At 65.5% G+C, this 19026-nt stretch carries 20 protein-coding genes; 12 read left to right on the top strand and 8 right to left on the bottom strand.

Annotated features, from left to right (window positions below; translation table 11 throughout):
- The first annotated feature begins 13 nt into the window (after positions 1 to 13).
- Positions 14 to 778 (top strand): SDR family NAD(P)-dependent oxidoreductase, encoded by a 765-nt coding sequence (locus MLGJGCBP_RS35890; RefSeq protein WP_160101793.1) that lies wholly within the window; start codon positions 14 to 16, stop codon positions 776 to 778.
- Between the two features lie 65 nt (positions 779 to 843).
- Here MLGJGCBP_RS35890 and MLGJGCBP_RS35885 read toward each other — a convergent pair whose 3' ends face one another.
- Both MLGJGCBP_RS35885 and MLGJGCBP_RS35880 read right to left on the bottom strand, forming a co-directional pair.
- Positions 844 to 1782: a PDR/VanB family oxidoreductase gene (locus MLGJGCBP_RS35885; RefSeq protein WP_201453298.1), complete on the bottom strand. Its 939-nt coding sequence runs from the start codon at positions 1780 to 1782 to the stop codon at positions 844 to 846.
- Positions 1783 to 1848: 66 nt separating this feature from the next.
- Positions 1849 to 2016 (bottom strand): ferredoxin, encoded by a 168-nt coding sequence (locus tag MLGJGCBP_RS35880; protein ID WP_236581565.1) that lies wholly within the window; start codon positions 2014 to 2016, stop codon positions 1849 to 1851.
- On the opposite strand from MLGJGCBP_RS35880, the gene MLGJGCBP_RS52290 reads away from it, so the two are divergent.
- Positions 1939 to 2112, top strand: coding sequence for a hypothetical protein (locus MLGJGCBP_RS52290; protein WP_236581566.1), 174 nt, complete (start codon positions 1939 to 1941; stop codon positions 2110 to 2112). The two genes, MLGJGCBP_RS35880 and MLGJGCBP_RS52290, sit on opposite strands and share 78 nt — an antisense overlap.
- 21 nt (positions 2113 to 2133) lie before the next feature.
- Here MLGJGCBP_RS52290 and MLGJGCBP_RS35875 read toward each other — a convergent pair whose 3' ends face one another.
- Both MLGJGCBP_RS35875 and MLGJGCBP_RS35870 read right to left on the bottom strand, forming a co-directional pair.
- On the bottom strand, positions 2134 to 2748 hold the full coding sequence (locus MLGJGCBP_RS35875) for a cytochrome P450 (RefSeq protein ID WP_268960802.1): 615 nt from the start codon (positions 2746 to 2748) through the stop codon (positions 2134 to 2136).
- A 799-nt stretch (positions 2749 to 3547) separates the two neighbouring features.
- Positions 3548 to 4768 carry a fatty acid desaturase family protein gene (locus MLGJGCBP_RS35870; RefSeq protein ID WP_160101784.1) on the bottom strand — a complete coding sequence of 407 codons (1221 nt, stop codon included), beginning with the start codon at positions 4766 to 4768 and terminating at the stop codon, positions 3548 to 3550.
- Between the two features lie 192 nt (positions 4769 to 4960).
- Here MLGJGCBP_RS35870 and MLGJGCBP_RS35865 point away from each other — a divergent pair, with 192 nt between their 5' ends.
- From MLGJGCBP_RS35865 to MLGJGCBP_RS35845, 5 genes are all read left to right on the top strand, one after another.
- On the top strand, positions 4961 to 5365 hold the full coding sequence (locus MLGJGCBP_RS35865; RefSeq protein WP_160101929.1) for a hypothetical protein: 405 nt from the start codon (positions 4961 to 4963) through the stop codon (positions 5363 to 5365).
- Positions 5362 to 7710, top strand: coding sequence for a TPR repeat region-containing protein (locus MLGJGCBP_RS35860; RefSeq protein ID WP_160101781.1), 2349 nt, complete (start codon positions 5362 to 5364; stop codon positions 7708 to 7710). The genes MLGJGCBP_RS35865 and MLGJGCBP_RS35860 overlap by 4 nt, the downstream gene beginning before the upstream one ends.
- Positions 7707 to 8450, top strand: coding sequence for a hypothetical protein (locus MLGJGCBP_RS35855; RefSeq protein WP_160101779.1), 744 nt, complete (start codon positions 7707 to 7709; stop codon positions 8448 to 8450). Before MLGJGCBP_RS35860 ends, MLGJGCBP_RS35855 begins: the two co-directional genes overlap by 4 nt.
- 96 nt (positions 8451 to 8546) lie before the next feature.
- Positions 8547 to 9026, top strand: coding sequence for a MaoC/PaaZ C-terminal domain-containing protein (locus MLGJGCBP_RS35850; protein WP_087557964.1), 480 nt, complete (start codon positions 8547 to 8549; stop codon positions 9024 to 9026).
- A 97-nt stretch (positions 9027 to 9123) separates the two neighbouring features.
- Entirely contained in the window at positions 9124 to 9447 is a 324-nt protein-coding gene (locus MLGJGCBP_RS35845) for a hypothetical protein (RefSeq protein ID WP_087558093.1), read from the top strand.
- Between the two features lie 221 nt (positions 9448 to 9668).
- Here the strand turns inward: MLGJGCBP_RS35845 and MLGJGCBP_RS35840 are convergent, their stop codons facing one another.
- Positions 9669 to 10031 carry a VOC family protein gene (locus tag MLGJGCBP_RS35840; protein WP_087557963.1) on the bottom strand — a complete coding sequence of 121 codons (363 nt, stop codon included), beginning with the start codon at positions 10029 to 10031 and terminating at the stop codon, positions 9669 to 9671.
- A gap of 120 nt (positions 10032 to 10151) precedes the next feature.
- Here MLGJGCBP_RS35840 and MLGJGCBP_RS35835 point away from each other — a divergent pair, with 120 nt between their 5' ends.
- From MLGJGCBP_RS35835 to MLGJGCBP_RS35825, 3 genes are all read left to right on the top strand, one after another.
- On the top strand, positions 10152 to 11108 hold the full coding sequence (locus MLGJGCBP_RS35835; protein ID WP_160101776.1) for an ADP-ribosylglycohydrolase family protein: 957 nt from the start codon (positions 10152 to 10154) through the stop codon (positions 11106 to 11108).
- A 356-nt stretch (positions 11109 to 11464) separates the two neighbouring features.
- Complete coding sequence (locus MLGJGCBP_RS35830) at positions 11465 to 12166, top strand: alpha/beta fold hydrolase (protein ID WP_160101773.1); 702 nt, start codon at positions 11465 to 11467, stop codon at positions 12164 to 12166.
- Between the two features lie 81 nt (positions 12167 to 12247).
- Positions 12248 to 12688: an SRPBCC family protein gene (locus MLGJGCBP_RS35825; RefSeq protein ID WP_160101770.1), complete on the top strand. Its 441-nt coding sequence runs from the start codon at positions 12248 to 12250 to the stop codon at positions 12686 to 12688.
- Between the two features lie 48 nt (positions 12689 to 12736).
- Here MLGJGCBP_RS35825 and MLGJGCBP_RS35820 read toward each other — a convergent pair whose 3' ends face one another.
- The gene (locus MLGJGCBP_RS35820) at positions 12737 to 14404 is read right to left on the bottom strand and encodes a plasmid pRiA4b ORF-3 family protein (protein WP_236581562.1); all 1668 of its coding nucleotides are present in this window, start codon (positions 14402 to 14404) and stop codon (positions 12737 to 12739) included.
- A gap of 195 nt (positions 14405 to 14599) precedes the next feature.
- Here MLGJGCBP_RS35820 and nhaA point away from each other — a divergent pair, with 195 nt between their 5' ends.
- The gene (nhaA, locus tag MLGJGCBP_RS35815) at positions 14600 to 16468 is read left to right on the top strand and encodes a Na+/H+ antiporter NhaA (RefSeq protein ID WP_160101764.1); all 1869 of its coding nucleotides are present in this window, start codon (positions 14600 to 14602) and stop codon (positions 16466 to 16468) included.
- Here the strand turns inward: nhaA and MLGJGCBP_RS35810 are convergent, their stop codons facing one another.
- Positions 16469 to 16816: a GNAT family N-acetyltransferase gene (locus tag MLGJGCBP_RS35810; protein ID WP_160101762.1), complete on the bottom strand. Its 348-nt coding sequence runs from the start codon at positions 16814 to 16816 to the stop codon at positions 16469 to 16471.
- 95 nt (positions 16817 to 16911) lie between these two features.
- On the opposite strand from MLGJGCBP_RS35810, the gene MLGJGCBP_RS35805 reads away from it, so the two are divergent.
- A complete protein-coding gene (locus MLGJGCBP_RS35805; RefSeq protein WP_160101927.1) occupies positions 16912 to 17808 on the top strand; it encodes an LLM class flavin-dependent oxidoreductase in 897 nt (298 codons plus the stop codon).
- 37 nt (positions 17809 to 17845) lie between these two features.
- Here MLGJGCBP_RS35805 and MLGJGCBP_RS35800 read toward each other — a convergent pair whose 3' ends face one another.
- Positions 17846 to 19021, bottom strand: a complete 1176-nt coding sequence (locus MLGJGCBP_RS35800; RefSeq protein ID WP_160101759.1) for a serine/threonine-protein kinase — start codon at positions 19019 to 19021, stop codon at positions 17846 to 17848.
- Positions 19022 to 19026: the final 5 nt, after the last annotated feature.

Here is a 19026-nt window from a genome sequence, read left to right as displayed (position 1 = left end):
GAGGGATTCCCACATGATCAGTCAGATAGCAAATAAGAGTGACGCCTTCGACTTGACGAACAAGCTCGCGGTCGTGACCGGGGCAGGACGAGGGATCGGCCGTGCGTGCGCGCTCCACCTCGCCGGCGCGGGTGCCAACGTCGTCCTGGCTTCTCGAACCGGAACGGAGCTGGACGCTGTCGCAAGTGAGGTGGAGGCGCTCGGCGCGAAGGCGCTGGTCGCACCGTGCGATGTCTCCGACTTCGACGCGTGCGATGCCGTGGTCCGTCAAGCAGTCGATGTGTTCGGTGACGTCGATGTTCTCGTCAACAGTGCCGGTGCGGGGGCTCCCTGCGCGGTGATCGACGCCGATCCCGCCGACTGGGCCCGTGTGGTCACACTGAACTTGACAGGCACGTTCAATATTGCGCGAGCTGTTCTCCCCTTCATGATCGAGGCGGGCGGTGGCCGGATCATCCTGATCGGGTCGGGTCACGGACATTCGACGACGGCCGGATTCTCGGCCTATGGTGCGTCCAAGGCGGGGGTCAGTCATCTCACGAAGACCTTGGCCGAAGAAGTCTGGGAGCACGGTATCGACGTGAACGAAGTGATTCCCGGGCCCGTAGCCACCCAGCTCACTCGCGGTCTTGTCGCAGTGGGTGAAGCCCCTGAAGGTTTGCCGAGTGAGCGTGTGAAGTTGCCGCACGAAGTCGCAGAACTGGTCGGGTGGCTGGCCCGACAGCGCATCGGCGGTCCCACCGGACAGGTCTTCAGCCTGGCGCGGAGAGCGTTGTAGCTCGTCGTGACCTGGCCGGAAAACCAGAGCCCTTGCCCCTGTTGGGGGCAAGGCTCTGTGGTCGGTCAGAGGTCGATGGCGAGACGCGTACTCATTGCACGCGAGACGCAGATCATCATCGTCTTGCCGGCCTCGCGTTCATGCTGGCTGAGAACGGAATCCCGATGGTCCGGGACGCCGTCCAGAACCGCGACCTCACATGATGCACACGTACCTTCCATGCACGACGAGAGGACCGGAACACCCGATTGTTCGACGGCGTCGAGAATGCTCTGACCGGGATTCACGGTGATGGTCCTCCCACTCTGCACCAGTTCTACTTCGAACGCAGTCTCGGCTGCGTGCTCGTCGATGGCCCGCGGGGAGAAGCGTTCCATACACAGAGAATCCGAAGGCCAGGTCGACCCGCATCGGTCCTCGACCGCGGCGAGAAGCGGTTCGGGTCCGCAACAGTAGACCAAGGTCTCGGGATCGAGATCTGCCAGTGCTGAACCGAGATCGATGAACCCGACCTCATCCTGCGGGTAGAGATGGACGCCGGCGTGGTCGAATTCCAACAGTTGATCGACGAAGGCCATCGACTGGCGTGAGCGGCCACCGTAGTGAATCGCCCATCGGTCGCCCGATTTCGCCGCAGCGGAAATCATCGGCAGCATCGGTGTGATACCGATCCCGCCCGCAATGAAGAGGTAGTTACGTGACGGCCGGAGTGGGAACAGGTTGCGTGGTCCCCGTGCCGTCACGAGTGACTTCTCCTGCAGTTCATCGTGAATTCGCTGCGATCCGCCCCGGCCCGAGACGTCCCGGAGCACCGCGATTTTCCAACAACCACGGTCGGCGGGATCTCCGCACAGCGAATACTGGCGAACCATGGATTCCGACAGGATCAACTCGATGTGCGAACCGGGGTCCCACGCTGGAAGATCCGAGCCGTCTTCGTTTCGTAACTCGAGTTGGATGACTTCCTCGGTGAGGACTGTCCGTCGTTCGACCACGAGTCTCACCTCGGTTTCGTTGAACGAATTGCGCACTGTGAAACCTGCTTTCCGCGAATCGACCGGGCACCGTGATCAATCCGTGTGCACCCCAATGGCTCCAGAGGGGCAGATGCGTTCCGATTCGATCACCCCCTCGTGCTCGCCGGGGAGGACATTCTCCCGATGAACGAATACCAAACCGTCGTCGTCGTTCTGATCGAAGATGCCCGGCTCACGCCCGACGCAGAGTCCCGCCGCAATACACTTCGTGTTGTCTACCGACACCCGAATCACAACCGCTCCTTGCCATCGAACTTCCTCACGGGCTTCACCCGGCAGGTGAAGCCCGCATCATGAGTTGTCTGTTTGGTTCGCTCGTTACCAGGTCACCGGGAATTCGTGGACCCCGTAGAACGCTGAATCGTCCTTGAATCTGAGCTGTTCGATCGGCTGAGCCGACCGGAGACCGGGAATGACGTCGAACACGGCCTCGAGCACAACTTCCAGTTCCATGCGCGCGAGTGCCTGTCCGAGGCACTGATGAACCCCGTACCCGAAGGCCATGTGCTGGCGGGCTTCCGGCCGACCGACATCGAGTACTTCAGGATTGGGGAAGATGGACTCGTCCCAGTTCGCCGCGGACACCGCCGCAATGAAGCCGTCGCCCGCGGGAATTGTTCGACCGCCGACCTCGATGTCTTCGAGCGCCAGGCGCATCGCATTGCTGTGCGTGACCGACGTGATGCGGAGAAGTTCCTCGATGGCGTTGGTGACGGTGACCTCTCCGGAGGTGATTCGCGCCAGCTGGTCCGGATTCTCGAGGAGTGCCATCGTTCCCAGGGTGATCACGTTGGCGGTGGTTTCATGGCCGCCGAGAAGGAGGAGATTCGCGTCCATCAGCGCATCTTCGCGGGTCAGATCACCGTTGGTCACATGGTCCGCCAAGAAGGTCATGACGTCGTCGCGGGGGTCGACCGTGCGCGCGTCGAGCAGTCCGCCGAGGTAGTCGAGCAGTTGGTCGGTCGCCGCCGTGATTTCGGTGGGGGTTGCGGTGCGTGAGATCCGTACCGCACTCTTCTCCTGGAAGAATTCGTGATCCTGGTAGGGGACGCCAAGTAGTTTCGCATGCGACTGTCGACGGCACGACCAGGGAGAACTCGGCGAAGAAGTCGACTGGCGGAGTCTTGGTGACCAGGTTCTCCAGGAGTTCCCGTACCAACTTCGTCACCGTCGGCCGCAGCGCCTCGATCCGATGAACGGTGAAGAAGGGGATCAGGAGTCGGCGCCGTCGGCTGTGCTCCGGTCCGTCCATCCGTTGCAGGGATTCGTCCTGCAATTTGGCTGCCTGATCGGACGCGGACAGGAAGGGAAAGTTGGGTCTTCTCGTCTGCGAACTGATCGAGGACGATCGTAGGATCGAACGGATGTCGTCGTAGCGCGTCAATAACCAGGCGGAACGGCCATCCCAAAGGCTCACCGGCGCAACCGGTTGGGTATCTCGCAGTTCGCGGTACTCGGCCGGCGCGGAGAACGGGCAAGTCCTGCGCATCGGAAAGTCGGGAGTAGGAACAGGTGACGCCATGGGTTACCTCCACAGATCAGGGGTTTGTGACGACGGTCTCACTGATCCTGGTGTCGGCGCCTGGCAGCGTCAAGGAACTTCTCCGGCCCAGCGGCTATCGCCGCGATAGCCGTTTCTTGCTTGCGCGGCGGCGGTGGGAACCGCTGCCGCCCAAATGATCCTGTTCGATAAGGTCCCGCGTAGCCCTTTCGGTCCGCGTGGACGTCGTGGTCAGTTGCGGATCATGGCCAGCGCCGTGCGCAGCCCGCGCCGCTTACCGGTCGCAGGGTCGACCCCGAACACTTCCTTCATCCCACCCCGGATGCGGAAGCGCAGTTCCGACGCCGTCTCCGGTGCGTCGTCGGCGGACGCCGACAGGAAGCGGTTGGGCAGGGCGAGCTTGAAGATGGTGCGCAGGGTGAGTCCGTACTGGTGGGGGAGGGAACCCGTCGTGTACGGGAGGTCGTACTTGTCGCACAGTGCCCGCATCTTCACGCCGATCTCGGCGTAGCGGTTGCTGGGGAGATCGGGGAACGCGTGGTGCTCGATCTGGTAGCAGAGGTTGCCGCTCATGAACGCGAGCACCGGGCCTGCGTGGAAGTTCGCCGAGCCCAGCATCTGGCGCAGATACCACTCGGCCTTGGTCTCCTGGTCGAACTCCTCCTTGGTGAACTTTTCGGCACCGTCCGGGAAGTGGCCGCAGAAAATGACACCGTAGGCCCACAGATTCCGGATCACGTTGGCGGTGATGTTCGCCGTCAGCGTGCTCTTCCATGCCGGGCCGGTCAGCGCGGGGAACACCACGTAGTCCTTGCCGACCTGCCGCGCGATCTTCCGTCCCACCTCCTTCGCGTTGCGGAGGGTTTCGGCGCGGTCGTAGTCGCCGCGCCGGATACTCTCCACGTCCAGGTGGTGCAGCGCGACACCCCACTCGAACAGCAACGCGAGCAGCACGTTGTAGAACGGCTGCGCCAGGTACACCGGCGACCACTTCTGGTCGCGGGTCATCCGCAGAATCCCGTAGCCGACGTCGCTGTCGAGTCCCACGATGTTGGTGAACTTGTGGTGCACGTAGTTGTGCGAGTGCTTCCACCCCGAGGACGGGCACGTGTTGTCCCACTCCCAGTTCGACGAGTGGATCTCGGGATCGTTCATCCAATCCCACTGGCCGTGAATGACATTGTGGCCGAGTTCCATGTTCTCGATGATCTTCGCCGCACCCATCAGGGCGGTACCCAGGAGCCACGCCGGTCTCTTCCGGCTGCCGAACAGGACGACCCTGCCCGCAATCGCCAGCCCCCGCTGCAGCTTGATCGCCCGGTCGATGTACCGCGCGTCGCGGGCGCCGCGGGACTCCTCGATGTCGGCCCGGATCGCATCGAGTTCCGCGCCCAGCGCCTCCACGTCCGCCTCGGTGAGGTGGCTGTACTCCTTGATATCGGTGATGGCCATCTCGTCTCGATACCCGGTTCGTGCCATTCCCAATCCGCGTGTCCGCCCAACCGATGCACAACCGTGTTGTGGTCATCCGTCCGTGTCGAGGTGTCCGCTATTCTCTCCACGGTCGCCGAGCGTCTCGGTGGCCCGGGTCCAGGGGTGGGCCTCGATGCAGAAACAGGGGGAAAGTCGATGTCAGAGGGCGATATGACGTGGCCGGACAGTGTCATCGGTTCACTGGACGAGACCGGTGTTCCGCGACCTCCGCTGGCGAGCGTTCCAGGATTGCCGCCGGTGCTCGGCGGACCGGACGTCACGGTTGTCAAGGGCGACCCCGACATGCTTCGTGCGATGTCCGGTTCGCTCGGCGCCATCGCCCGTGAGGTCGAGGCGCTGGGCGGCCGGCGCAGCTTCGACGACGCGGGCCGCGCCGTCGAGGGGTCAGACACGGCCGCTGCGTGCCGGGACGCCGGCGGCATCCTCGCGTCCGCGCTCGGAGTCGCAGCCAGTCGCATCGACGAGATGGCGTTCATCGCGGGCGACGGGGCCGAGAACTACGACGTCGTCGACACGACGTTCGCTTCGCAGCTGTCGGCGATGGGAGAGCTGTGATTCCGCGTAGGTCGCAACTGCACGTCTGGAACCCACGGGACCTGACGTTGGCGGGCGAGGAGATCGGTCGGACCGCCGAAGACACGCGAATCCGGGCCGAGGACGTCTATCGGGTCGTTGCGGATCTGGGCCTCCACGACGACTGGCGCGGTCCGTCGCAGACGGCCGCCGAGCAGCGGGCGAACACCGAGCGGACGGAAATCCGTCGGCTCGCAGACGATCTGGAGGATCTGTCGACCGCGCTCGTGGGCGGGGCCGACCGCCTAGGTCATGCGCGGGACTACGTCGCCACCGTCATCGACAAGGCGGCGACCGACGGATTCACTGTCTCCGACGAATGGCAGATCGTCAGTCAGCCGAGGACGATGAGTGAGACCGAAGCTGCCGAGCAGGACGACCTGATGGAATATTGGCGCAGTCAACTCGATGGTGCGCTGACGGAACTCGACAATGCCGATCGGGACATGGCGACGGCGATCCGGGACGCCCTCGGGGCGGTCGCGGCGAGCGCCCCCGCGTCGGCGGGCCTGTCGGGGCACGAGGGCACCGCGCTGGGCGAGCAGGTCGCGCGAGGCGGTGCCGACATTCCGCAGGACGTCCGTGACCGCGTTGCCCGGGAGGTCGCGGCCGCGGGGCTGACCCCCGAGCAAGTGAAGACGCTGGCCGACGGCGGCAAGGTCACCGACGTTCCGCAGGGAACGATGGACTTCCTCCAGCAGTTTTACACGGCGGCCGGCAAGGACGGCTTCCTCGCATTGTCCGAGCAGTACAGCGAGAACGGACGCACGGAGGCCGCGAGTGCGCTGTCCAACGGCCTCGCCGTCGTGTCGAACTACAACGTCGGCAGTGCGGCCGGTGACGTCGGCGGACAGAGTCATATCCCGGAAAGTCTTCGTGGGCTGTTCGAGGGGCCGGTGACGTCGACCGGCAACCTCTCGAAGGGTGCGAACGACTCCCCGCAGCAGTCGATGGTCGTTAACAACGGCCACGACCTGGCGCGATTCACCAAGGCGTTCGGACTCGCAGACCCTGCTGTCCAGCAGGGCAGTGAGCTGAGCGAGAATCTCCTGTCCCGTGCCGGCGAGATCGCGTCGGCCACCAACGACAAGAGTCTGCTGATCGGAGACTCCTTCGACCACAACGTTCTGCGCCGCGACGGCGTCGACGCACTCCTGCAGGACATGGTCGGGGTCGGTGGCCGCGACCATGCCGCCGTCCACAACATCCTGTCCGGCGAAGGCATGCCGACCGGTTTCAACCGCGACGACGTCGTCATGCCTCTGCTCCAGCGCGATTGGGCCGAGGGCGGCGAACAGAACGTCGCCGGGATGTTCGACTGGATCGCCGACGACGCCAGACCCTCGGACCCGTCGGACCCCGGAGAGCTCTACCGGTCGCAACAAGCAGGCGAATCGGCCTTCGGGCTGGCACAGATCCTCGCGGCCAAAGACGCCGAACTGCTCGACATCCCCGGAATGAAAGGCCAGGCCATCGGCGAGGTGAACCCCGAAATCACCCAGGCTCTGGGCACATCACTCGCACCCTACATCGGCAATATGGTGGGGGTGCCCGGAGACTTCGCAGGCACATCCGGCTTCGCCAGCCCGACCGGCGGAGAGTTCGGGCTCGAAAATGCGCCCCGCCTGTTTTCGGTGATCGACTCCAACGCCGACGCGGCGGGCTACTTCAACGCACAGGCCTTGGGCGTGTCGGCGCAACTCGAACAGGCATGGGCTGTCGACGGCCAGACACATCAGAATCCCCACTACGAGTACGGGGCATGGGCGGGCAATCTTCAGGGCGTGGTGGACAAGGGATTCGATCTCGAGTTCGCCGACCGCTTGGGTGACGAAACCTCCCAGAACGCTGCCGGTTTCGAGAGTAAGGGCGTTGCCTACGACACCATCAGAACAGTGATCAGCAAGGGCGTCGAATTCATTCCCGTCGCTGGCCCTCTGATTTCGAGTGGAATCGATCTCGCCGACCCGACATTTAAGAGCGCGGTCATGGGATCCATACCGGACAGCACACTTCAGACGAACACTGACTTCGCCGACAACGCACTGCTGGCAAACCAGTACTACCAGATTGCATTGGGTTTGCAGGCGGCGAACGGTGGGGCCCTGGAACCGTACGAGGGGCTCGATCTGTTTCGCGATGGCGAAAATGGCCCACTGCTTTCATACGACGAGATCGGCTCTGAAAATCCTTACCAGAGACTCCCTCTGCTTCAGTCGGGACTAGTTGGATACATGACGGACTCTGGCATCACGGGACTTGGCAACTTCATCGACGCATTGAACGCGGGCCGTGATCAGGTGAAGGACATGAGGTACGGGCAGTGAGGCGGCTGGGCATCCATACGATCGCTGCAATTCTCTTGTTGTCGGCGTGCGGATCTGAGCCGACACAAGAACCAGGCCGGTCGGCGGCAGCTGACTCTGCACCGTATTCCATTCCCGACAACATCAACTACAACTACCGTTGGTCGGCGGATCCCGGCATCGACTTGCTCACTCCTGCAACGGCAGTTGTCAGAGCGTACGTGGAGTCGTACTACCTCACGGTCAGGGCCCTTACCTCGGAGGCCGGGTATCCGGGGTTCTCGAAAGCTGTGGACGAGAATCTCCGGACGGACTACGGCAACTCCAACGACCTGGCGAAGCGAAACTTTGTCGGCACGCAGTTTCAACATCTGCTCTGGATGACACCGACCGAAGACGGCTGGTTTGCGACTGTGTGTACAGGCGACTATTCGGTAATGCGCGAGGGTGACGACGGAAGATTCTTCAACGTCGGGACGACAAATATTGTGGCGGAAACGGTGGAGATTTCGATGAAGGACTCGAGCACTGGCATCCGACCGTCAGAAGGTCCTGAACGTGCTCCGATCGCCGATGTATTCGGTGAGGCGAGAGTCATCGACCACGTACAGAGCGCACGAAATCAAGATGCGTTCCGCGAATGCCGGAATCGGATGCCGGACGAGCCGTCGAATCGGCCCACGAAGTGGGACCTCCCACACGACGCCCCGTACCCGACGCTTGCTCCGTATCCGGGCTGGCCGCGGTACGACGAGAACTGATGCGCTTTTCAGCGGCCGGCGGAAGGGTGCTGTCGCCGCAGCCGTCGCGCGGTCATATCCTCGACGGAGTCTCCGTGTTCGTGGAGGCGCGAGCGAATGATCGGACGGTTTGTGGTGGACAGCAAGTGTGACGTCGTTTATGCGGACGACCTCGGGGTCGGCGAGAAGTTCGAGCTGGGCTCGTACACGGTGACCGAGGAGGAGGTGCTCGAGTTCGCGGGGCAGTGGGATCCGCAGTCGTTCCACACCGACCGTGAATCCGCAGATGAGGGCTATTTCGGTGGGCTGATCGCGAGTGGTGTGCACACGATCGCGGTGTGCCAGCGGCTGTCGGCGACCACTCTTTACGCACGCTGGAGCGTCATCGCCGGGAGCCGGATGCGTGACGTCAACTTCCTGCGGCCGGTGCGGCCGGGGGACGTGCTGACCGGGAACCTGGTGATCGAGGACGTGAAGCGGGACGATCGTGGACGGGCGTTGGTGACCGTCGCGGCGGAGATTCTCAACGGGTCGGGCAAGCAGGTGCTGACGTCGGTGACCGAGATGTACGTGCGCTGCCGCCCCGAAACCGACTGATCGTCGAATTTTCTGGACGAAACACCCTCGTCGAGGATTGTTCTCCGGGTTTCTGGGTATCGAACCCTGGGAGGCCATGAAACCAACGGAGGCAATCATGAGAATGGGTAGGAGGATGGCCGCGGTTGCAGTGTTCGCGGCTTCGATCGGATTGGGAGCGTCCGGCGTCGCCTGGGGCGGCAGTCTCGACTCGGCGGTGCCGGTACGCAGGCCGGATGTTATTCAGCCGATGCCGCCCGGGTTCCCGCAGAACGGTCCGGTCGGATGCGACGACTGGGCGGAACCGTACGAGAACAACGTCCCGGCGTGGGGCACCGATCCGTACAACCAGTTCGACAACTGGTGCGACGGCCCCGACGACGGTCTTTCTGCGCAGCAGCCGCCGGTCAATGACGACCAAGGCCGGACGGTCAATCCCTGATTCGGCGGTGATCGTTCACACGAGGCAGTGAGCCGTCGTGTAGCTCGGTCGTGAAATTCTGGCTACAGCCGTACCGGTGCGCGCGTGCGGCGGCCCCGAGGACGGACCGCCGCGTCCGGTCACGTACAGCGGTGACAAGAGCGGGGGCGGCTCGCCGAACGAGCCGTAACCGATCGACCCGAATCAGCGCGCCCGGGAATCTCCGTTCCGGGCGCGCTGATTCAGCTGCCGGAGGGTGGCTCGTGCAGACCGAAGGCGGACCCCTGGTCGTCGTGGCACAGCTTGAATCGCCCGAATTTCGCCGCCGACTCCGGATCCTCGCCGAGATCCACCGCGTCGATGGTGCCGCCGAGTGCCAGCACGTGCTCGACCGCGGCGTCGAGGTCCGGCACCCGGAAGAAGACGTAGGGGCCGGCGCCCTCGTCGCCGCCGTGGATCCCGCCCGGCACGTTCGGGGTGGTGATCGAATAGCCCGATCCGCCGGGTCCGGATTCGAATTCCCAGCCGAACAACGCCGAGTAGAACTTTCGGCCCTGCTCCGTGTTGGCCACACCCAGTTCGAAGAACGACAGTTCGCCCGACATGAGCACTCCTCCGTCGACAGTGTTTACGTGACGCTACGCCGACCTGCCGACACGTAGAAGCCTTGCGCGTTAGATCGATAGTGCTCTAACCTTGGAGCGAATTCGATTCAAGGGGGATTTGTGGAGTTGACCGAACGTCAGACCGACCGGGCCGCAGGCGTATTGATCGCCACCGCTGCGGGTGACGCCCTCGGCGCGGGATACGAGTTCACCGTCCCGGCTGCCGATGCGGTGATCGACATGGTCGGGGGCGGCATGTTCGACTGGGCGCCGGGGGAGTGGACCGACGACACGTCGATGGCCGTCGCCATCGCGGAGGTGGCAGCGTCCGGAATGGACATCGGCCGGGGTGACGGACTGGATGCCGTTGCTGCACAGTTCGTTCGGTGGATCGATTCCAACCCGCCCGACGTCGGCAATCAGACGCGCGCCGTGCTGTCGGCCCGCGACGGCTCGGCCGTGGCCATGCAGCGGCGGGCACGCAGCATCACCGGGAGGAAGGGTGGCAACGGTTCGCTGATGCGGACCGCCCCGGTCGCGCTGGCATATCTCGACGACGCCGACGCGTGCGCCGAGGCCGCGTACCAGATCGGCGCCCTCACCCACGACGATCAGCGCGCCGGAGAGGCGTGCCGGATGTGGTCACATGCGATCCGGCACGCGGTGCTGTTCGGGACGTTCGACGGGGTGCGGGGATACCTGCAGGTGGCGCCGGCCGAGGTCGGCGAGTACTGGGGACCGCTGCTCGACCAGGCCGAACGCAGAACACCCGCCGACTTCCCGAAGAACGGCTGGGTGGTTCACGCCCTGCAAACGGCGTGGTGGGCGATCAGCGGTGCCGACGGATCGGGGCCGCATCACCTTCGGCTGGCCCTCGAGCGGGCCGTCCGGGCGGGCAACGACACCGACACCACCGCGGCGATCGCGGGTGGGTTGCTCGGTGCCCGGTGGGGTGCGTCGGCGGTCCCGGACCGGTGGCGCCGGATCCTGCACGGCTGGCCGGGATACTCCGCGGACGACCTCGAGCGGCTGGCGATGGCTGCCGTGCGGAAGGGTGAACCGGCCGACCGGCGCTGAGCATGAACGCGATTCGTACGTGAGCGGCGCGGTGTGCCGGGGAGCGCAGCGCCACTCACGTACGGGAGAACTGGGTCAGGCCGCCAACTCGTCGGCGATCTCGATATCGATTTCCTGTTCGGTCATTCCGCCGAAGAGATGGTTGGTAAACATGTCAGCTCGGTTCTCGTCGTGTGTGGTCGTTCCCGGCACGATCGGAGCGACTTGTCCGATCTATGGTGTGTATCGCCCCCGGCGGCGCTGCCGTTTCACATCCCACAGGTGAGTGGCAAAGTGTCCTCGGACGCGCATTCCCGCTCACGTAGCGCTTAGGCTCATCTCGACCGATCGTGTCCCGGAACAGGAGATGAGTCGAGATGCCCGCAACCTTCGTTCTGCTACCCGGCGCTGGCTCCGACTCGTGGTACTGGCACCGCGTCGCACCGATCCTGGAGGGGAGCGGGCACGCGGTGATCGCCGTCGACCTCCCATACGGGGACGATGACGCGGGCCAGTACGAGTTCGCCGACGTCGTCGTCGATGCGGTCGAGGATGTCGAGGGGGCGATCGTGCTGGTCGCGCAGTCCATGTCCGCGTTCACCGCGGCGATCGTCTGTCAGCGCGGCGAGGTCGACGTCGACCTGCTGGTGCTGGTGGCGCCGATGCTGCCCGCGCCGGGGGAAGCACCCGGGCGGTGGTGGGAGACCACCGGTCAGCCGGAGGCGAAGCGGGCGTTCGACCTGCTGGAGGGCCGCGACCCGGACGCACCCGACGACCTGCGGGCGCTGTTCTTCCACGACGTGCCCGACGAGGTCACCGAGGAGGCGTTCAGCCACGACGAGCCGGTCATGTCGGACACCCCGTTCGGGACGGTGTGGCAGGCGGAGGCGTGGCCGTTCGTGAAGACGCGGGTCGTCGCAGGTAGCCGTGATCGGCTGTTCCCGCTCGACTTCATGCAGCGGATCGTCCGGGAGCGGCTGGGCATCGTGCCGGAGGTCATCGACGCGGGCCATCTCGCGGCACTCGCGCGCCCGGGCGAACTTGCTGCCATGCTGGAGCGCTACGCGTCCGAACTGTAGGCCAGGTGAGTGGCAAAGCGTGCTGGAGGACGCGATGCCGCTCACGTGGGCACACCGGGAAATGAAGAGGAGAAACACTAGATGGCGTTGTCGGTATCAGGCGAGTTCGAGATCGAGGCGAGCCCCGAACAGGTCATGGCCGCGCTGGTGGACGTCGAACGCATCCCCGAGTGGTCGGTGGTGCACAAGAAGGTGGTCGTCGAATCCCGGTTCGACGACGGACGCCCCCGCACCGTGCGGATGACGCTCGCCGTTCTCGGCGTCTCGGACACTCAGCTCGCCGAGCACAAGTGGATCGACGACGAGCAGATGTCGTGGACGCTCCTCGAGAGCGAGAAGCAGAAATGCCAGGAAGGGGAGTACCGACTGATCCCCACCTCGCGCGGGACGTCGGTTCAGCTCACGATGGCGGTCGAGCCGAAGGTGTGGGTGCCGAAGTCCGTGCTGCGTCAGGGGCAGAAGCAGGCCGTGCGCCTGATCCGAAAGGGGTTCACCCAGTTCGTTCTCGAGAACTACGTCTGAGTTGGTTGGTGTCCGCGCATCACGCGCGGACACCGACTCAGACGCTCTCTACGCGAACAACGTCTCGAAGGCCTCGTTGACCCGGTCCCGATCGAACGTTGTCGGATCGAGTTGCTGACCTGGGAGGAGGTCGAGCCACTCCCGGATCTCGGCGTGTTCCTCGTGATGCGGGTCAGCGCTGGCCTCGATCTTGTTCGCCCAGCCCCACGGTCCGCCGGAATCTTCAAAGGGCGCCATGTTGCGTCCATCGAGGCAGAGCGCGGCAGGGGAGTCGGGGGCGGGGTCGTCGACCGACTCGACCTCGATGTGGTGGATCCAGTCGTCACCGAAGTCGTACAGGTAGGTGAGACGGTCGCCGACCGAGCCGAGCAACAACCCGACCGCGACCTCCTCCTCCGGGGCGGCAGTACCCACGACGTCGCGGTGCGCGATGTCTTCGGCGGGGATGAAGACTTTGCCGCCCGAGTACGCGGGTCCGACGGAGAACTCGTGGAGATGAGAATCTTCCCACCCGAACGCGGACTGGATGATGTCATGGAGAGCGGCGAGCGGAAGCGTGGCGTCGAGTCGAATGCGACGCCAGATTGGAATGTGAGTGCCTTCCAGTGAGATCCGCAAGGTGATGTGTGCATCTACCACTTCGGAAGACACAAACTCGTTTACCGGGCTCGCGAGTTCGACGGCACGAAGGACGGCAGACCGGAGCGCGGCAGGAACTCGGTATGCGTCATCCATGGTCAGCAACTTTTGTTCCACCAGCGTGTCCAACCGGTCGTAGACGAAGCCATCCATCAGCGATTGCTCGTCGTCGAACCGCTCGTCCTCCGAACTGGCAGTGGGCTCCTCTGTCATCCCCGCCAAGATCACCTGAATCACCACGATATCGGTCATGTGTGTGGGGTCGAGTGGATGACGTTGCCCCGATACGAGTTGCCTGCGGACGTATTCGGTGACAGCTGCACGGATCAGCGGCAGCGCGGGGGTCGTGCGGTCGGTGATCAGCTCCGCGTTCGGTCCGGGGACCGCCCGCGTGGAGTTGACGGTGATGAGACCGATCTCTTCCGCGGTTTCCCAATACTCCAACATTTCGGGTACGTCGCGCATCGAGCGGATCTTCCGCGCACGCGGAAATCCCTCCGAGTCGACGGCGAGATCGATACCCAGTGCCTGAGCGAGATCGGGAAGCGAGACGGGTTTGGGCACCTTGGTGGAGGTGACGGGCACACCCGCGCCGACCCACTCGACGAGTGCGGCGAGGGTCGTGATCACCGGGAGCGAGACGAGTGCGCGAACTTCGTCTTCTTCATTCACGGCGGGAAGCGCGATGTCTTCCGGAAGGAGGATGGGTGATTGCGGCTCGAGGAACTGTACGAGGTCCTCGATGCAATGGATGAGGTTCTCCTCGGTCCCGGTCCACAGACGGTTTTCGTCGAGATAGTTGAGGAAAGTCAGTGCCGAGGCGACGATCGCCATTGCGACGTCCTCCACGTCCTCGGAAGGCTCTGCGGCCACTTCATCGGCGACATCGAGCAGGACATGAGCGTCCGCGGGGAGCCAGCCGGTGGCGCGGAAACCGCGGCGGCCGCGTGCGAGATTGGTGAGTGTCGACTCGACGAGGTGCGGGAAGAGATCCGCGTCCACGGGGAAATCGCGCGTGCGTAGCCACTGAACGAAGTCGTCGATGAGCGCCGGGTCGACGGCGGGAGTGGGAAACATCGGCACAACATTGGAGCGGTTCCTTCGTTGGCGTGCCTGCTGTTTTGCCGCACGTTTCTGGCCCGGATTCTTACCCCGCTTCGATCCCATGGCGGGATGATATCGCGGCCGGATCCGAGTTTGATCGGACGGCCGGGCGGCGCGAGCCGAGCGGCGTTAGGCTGACCAGCGGCCGAGAATGTGAGTGAGGACCAGATGACGGTCGAGCAGAGCAGCCCCACCACACTTCGACGACTGTCGGCGCGGTTAGCCCTGATTCGCGACGACACCGACGACGACAAGTTGTCGGCCGGCTTCCTCCTCGTCGCCACGATCCTCGCGTTGGTGTGGGCCAACATCGGTGATTCATACGAGTCGTTCTGGCACACCCCGGTGACCATTCAGATCGGCGACTTCAGCATCGGCCTCGACCTGAAGCACTGGGTCAACGACGGGTTGATGACGCTGTTCTTCTTCGTCGTCGGGCTGGAGGTGAAACGTGAGCTGACGATCGGCGAGCTCACCGACCGCGCCCGCGCCGCCGTGCCGCTGCTCGCCGCGATCGCGGGGCTCGCGTTGCCCGCCGTCCTGTTCCTGCTCCTCAACCCCACCGGGGACGAGGCCAGTGCGTGGGGCGTCGTCGTCTCCACCGACACGGCGTTCGTGCTCGGCGCACTCGCCCTTGTCGGACCCCGGTGCCCCGCCCGGCTGCGCGTGTTCATCCTGACCCTGGCCGTCGCCGACGACATCGGCGCCCTCGCCATCATCGCCTTCTTCTACACCGACAACCTGCGGCTCGGACCGTTGCTTCTCGGGTGCGTCGGGCTGCTGCTGATCGTCCAGTTGCGCAAGCTCGAGGTGTGGCGAGGCGTCGCCTACTTCGTCGTCGCTGCGGGCACGTGGGTCGCGTTCTACGAGTCCGGCGTCCACCCGACCCTGGTCGGCGTGCTCATCGCGCTGATCCTGCCGGTGTATCCGCCGCGGCGCAGCGAGGTGGAGCGGGCAGGTGAGCTCACGCGCGCGTTCCGGCAGTCACCGAACTCCGACTACGCCCGCGCCGCCCAGCTCGGGGTGCTGCGTGCAGTGTCCGTCAACGAGCGGCTCCTGCGCTTCTACCAGCCCTACACCGCGTTCCTCGTCGTCCCGATCTTCGCGCTCGCCAACGCCGGCGTGGTCATCACGGGACAGACGCTCGCGGACGCGGCCCGGTCTCCGCTGGCGTGGGGCATCGTGCTCGGCCTGGTGGTCGGCAAACTCGTCGGCATCACCGTGGCCACCGCGTTGTTCTCGAAGCTGCGGCCAGGAAGCCTGCCACCCGGGCTGAGTCTGTCGCAGATCGCCGGGGGCAGCGCGCTGGCCGGCATCGGCTTCACGATCTCGCTGTTCATCGTCGACCTGGCCATCGACTCGCCCGAACTCGCCAACGACGCCCGGGTCGGCGTCCTGACGGCGGCCGTCATCGCCACCGTCCTCGGGTGGGCCCTGTTCCGGATCTCGGACTGGGTGCACCCGCAGACGGAGGTCGTCGGACTCACCCTGCTCCGGCCCGTCGATCCCCGCCGCGATCACGTGCGAGGGCCGGTGGATGCGCCGCTCACCCTCGTCGAGTACGGCGACTTCGAATGCCCGTTCTGCAGCAAGGCCACCGGCAGCATCCGGGACGTGCGAGCGCAGTTCGGGGACGAACTCCGCTACGTCTTTCGGCATCTCCCGCTCGACGCCGTCCATCCGCACGCCCGGTTCGCCGCCCAGGCGAGCGAGGCGGCGGCCGCCCAGGGTCGGTTCTGGGAGATGCACGACCACCTGTTCGCCAACAGCGACGCCCTCGCCGAGGACGAGATCTTCGGTTACGCCGCCGAGTTGGGGCTCGACATGGACCGGTTCGAGGAAGACATCCGCAAAGGCACGTACAGCCACCGCATCGACGACGACGAACTCGACGCCGAGTCGAGCGATTTCCGGGGGACCCCCACGTTCTACCTCGGTGCGACGGGCACCGACCTCACCCGGCACACCGGACCGTACGACGCCGCGACCCTCATCCGGCAGCTCGAAGAGGCTCGCGGCGCCGACGGCGCACCCTGATCAGCGCTGCCGGTGCCGCACCGCCTCGATCGCGTCCGGGGTGACGGCGTCGACGTCGTCGGCGAAGTCGTCGTGCTTCTCGAGGTAGCGGGCGACGAACGGGCAGATCGGCACGATCCGCTTGCCACCGCCGACGGTCTCCGTCAGCGCGCGGCGGATCAGCGTGCTGGCCAGGCCGCGGCCCGCGAACTGCTCGCCGATCTCGGTGTGGAAGAAGATCCGCTGATTCTCGCGGTCCAGGTACTCGGTGAACCCGGCCAGCTCGTCGTCGACACGGATTTCGAAGCGATGGTGTTCGGGCGCATCCCGGACGTCGGGTGCGGGAGCGTCTTTCGTGTCGTCTGTCATGAACCCACTATGCCGCGCGACGAACCGGGTGTTCCCGGCGGCCACGGTGTTGGATGATCGAGGGGGAGTTCAGCGATCCGAGAAGGGACGCGGCCATGACCGACTACGGCAGGACCCCGCAGTTCGGGGTGTTCGTCACCCCGACGGTGGAGTTGCTGAACAACACGTTCGAACTCGCCACCCTCGCCGACGAGACCGGACTCGACCTGATCGGCGTCCAGGATCACCCGTACCAGGCGAAATTCCTCGACTGCTGGTCGCTGATGGGCATGCTGCTGGCGCGGACCGAACGGGTGCGGGTGTTTCCCGACGTCGCGTGCCTGCCGCTTCGCCCGCCGGCGGTGATGGCGAAGGCCGCGGCCAGCCTCGACGTGATGTCGGGAGGCCGGTTCGAACTGGCGTTGGGTGCGGGCGCGTTCTGGGAGGCGATCGGGGCGATGGGTGGTGACGTCCGCACGCCCGGGCAGGCCGCGACCGCGTTGGAGGAGGCCGTTCAGGTCATCCGCCTGATGTGGTCGGGTGAGCGGGCCGTCCGATCGGAGGGCACCCACTATCGCCTCGACGGCGTGCATCCCGGGCCGGTCCCGGTGCATCCGATGGGGATCTGGCTCGGCGTCGGCGGCCCACGGATGCTGCGTGCGCTGGGACGCTCCGCCGACGGGTGGGTGCCGTCGAGTTCCTACTTCCCGCCGGAGGTCCTGCCGGGCATGCACGCGAAGATCGACGCGGGCGCGGCGGACGCCGGCCGCGATCCGGGTTCGATCGTCCGCGTCTACAACGTGTTCGGCCGGGTGAGCGACAGCCGGTCGGACACGCTGTTCCACGGCACCACCGAGCAGTGGGTGAGCCAACTGACGGACCTCGTGGTGGAGACCGGCATGGACACGTTCGTCTTCGGCACCGACGGCGACGACCTCGACCAGATCAGGAAGTTTGCAACCGGCGTCGCACCCGCGGTCCGGGCTGCGGTGGAGGCCCGCCGCGGCTCCTGATGGGTGCGCCCGACCCGACCGCCGCAGCCCGATCAGGTCAGTTGCCGTCTTTGTCCTTGTCCTTGGTCTTGCCGTTCCCGTTCCCATTCCCGTTGTTGCCGTTGCCACTTCCCGGACCCGTCTTCGGGGCGTTGGTCGGCGGGGCCGGTGCGACGGGTTTGACGTCGACGGTGCTGCTCGGGGGAGGCACGGGCACCGGCGGCGGAGCGACGGCGGTGGTGGTGCTTGCGCCGGGACCGACGGTGCCGTCCTGATTCTGCGACGCGATGGCCAGTGCTGCCACGGCGGCGGCCACCAGCAGTGCGACGACGGCGGCGATGATCACGCCGGTCCGCCGTGATCCCCGAGGCTGGGGTGCCGGCGGGGGAACGGATGTGGTGTATGTGAATGCCCGCGTCGGGGGACCGGGCGTTCCGAGGACGGCGGCCCGCATCGACGGGGCGTCGGCGGGCCGCTGCCGTGGATCGCGGGCCATCGCCCGTTCGATCGTGTGCACGAGGTTCGGGTCGGCGTCCGGACGCACCGCGTGGAGGGGTCGGGCCGCCCCGTCGGTGATGGCCCGGGCGAGCGACAGGATGTTGTCGCCGGTGAACGGACGGTGCCCGGCGAGGGCCTCGTAGCCGACGACGCCGACAGCGTAGACGTCGTCGGCGGTGGTGGCGGGTGTGCCGAGGATGCGATCCGGACTGAGATAGGCCACGGTGCCCAGCACCTGTCCCGTCGCGGTGTGGTCGGACGCCGCGCTCTTCGCGATGCCGAAGTCGGCGACCTTCACCGTGCCCACGTCGGTGAACAGCACGTTTCCCGGTTTGATGTCGCGGTGCAGGATCCCGGCTCCGTGAGCGGCGCCGACGGCGGCGAGCACGTCGGCGAGGATCGACCGTACCCGGGCCTCGGGTAGGGGTCCGGCGGCGATCTCGTCGGCGAGGGTCCGCCCGGGCAGCCGTTCCATCACGATGTACGCCACTCCGGCGTCCTCACCGCAGTCGTGGACCGCGACCACGTTCGGGTGGTTCAACGTGGCGGCCAGCCGGGCCTCGGCCTCGAACCGCCGGCGGGTGTCGGGGACGGACGCGAGTTCGGGACGCAGCACCTTGACCGCGACCGGGCGCTCGAGGCGCAGGTCCCACCCGTCGTGGACGTCGGCCATCCCGCCTCGGCCCAGCACTCCCCTCAGCTGGTACCGACCTGCGAGAAGTGCGGACACAGACATGCGTT

It is taken from the genome of Rhodococcus sp. T7 (assembly GCF_009872365.1).
Taxonomy (GTDB): Bacteria; Actinomycetota; Actinomycetes; order Mycobacteriales; family Mycobacteriaceae; genus Rhodococcus_F.
Note: the sequence above shows the minus strand (reverse complement) of the source record. Positions and strands in the feature narration are given on the sequence as shown.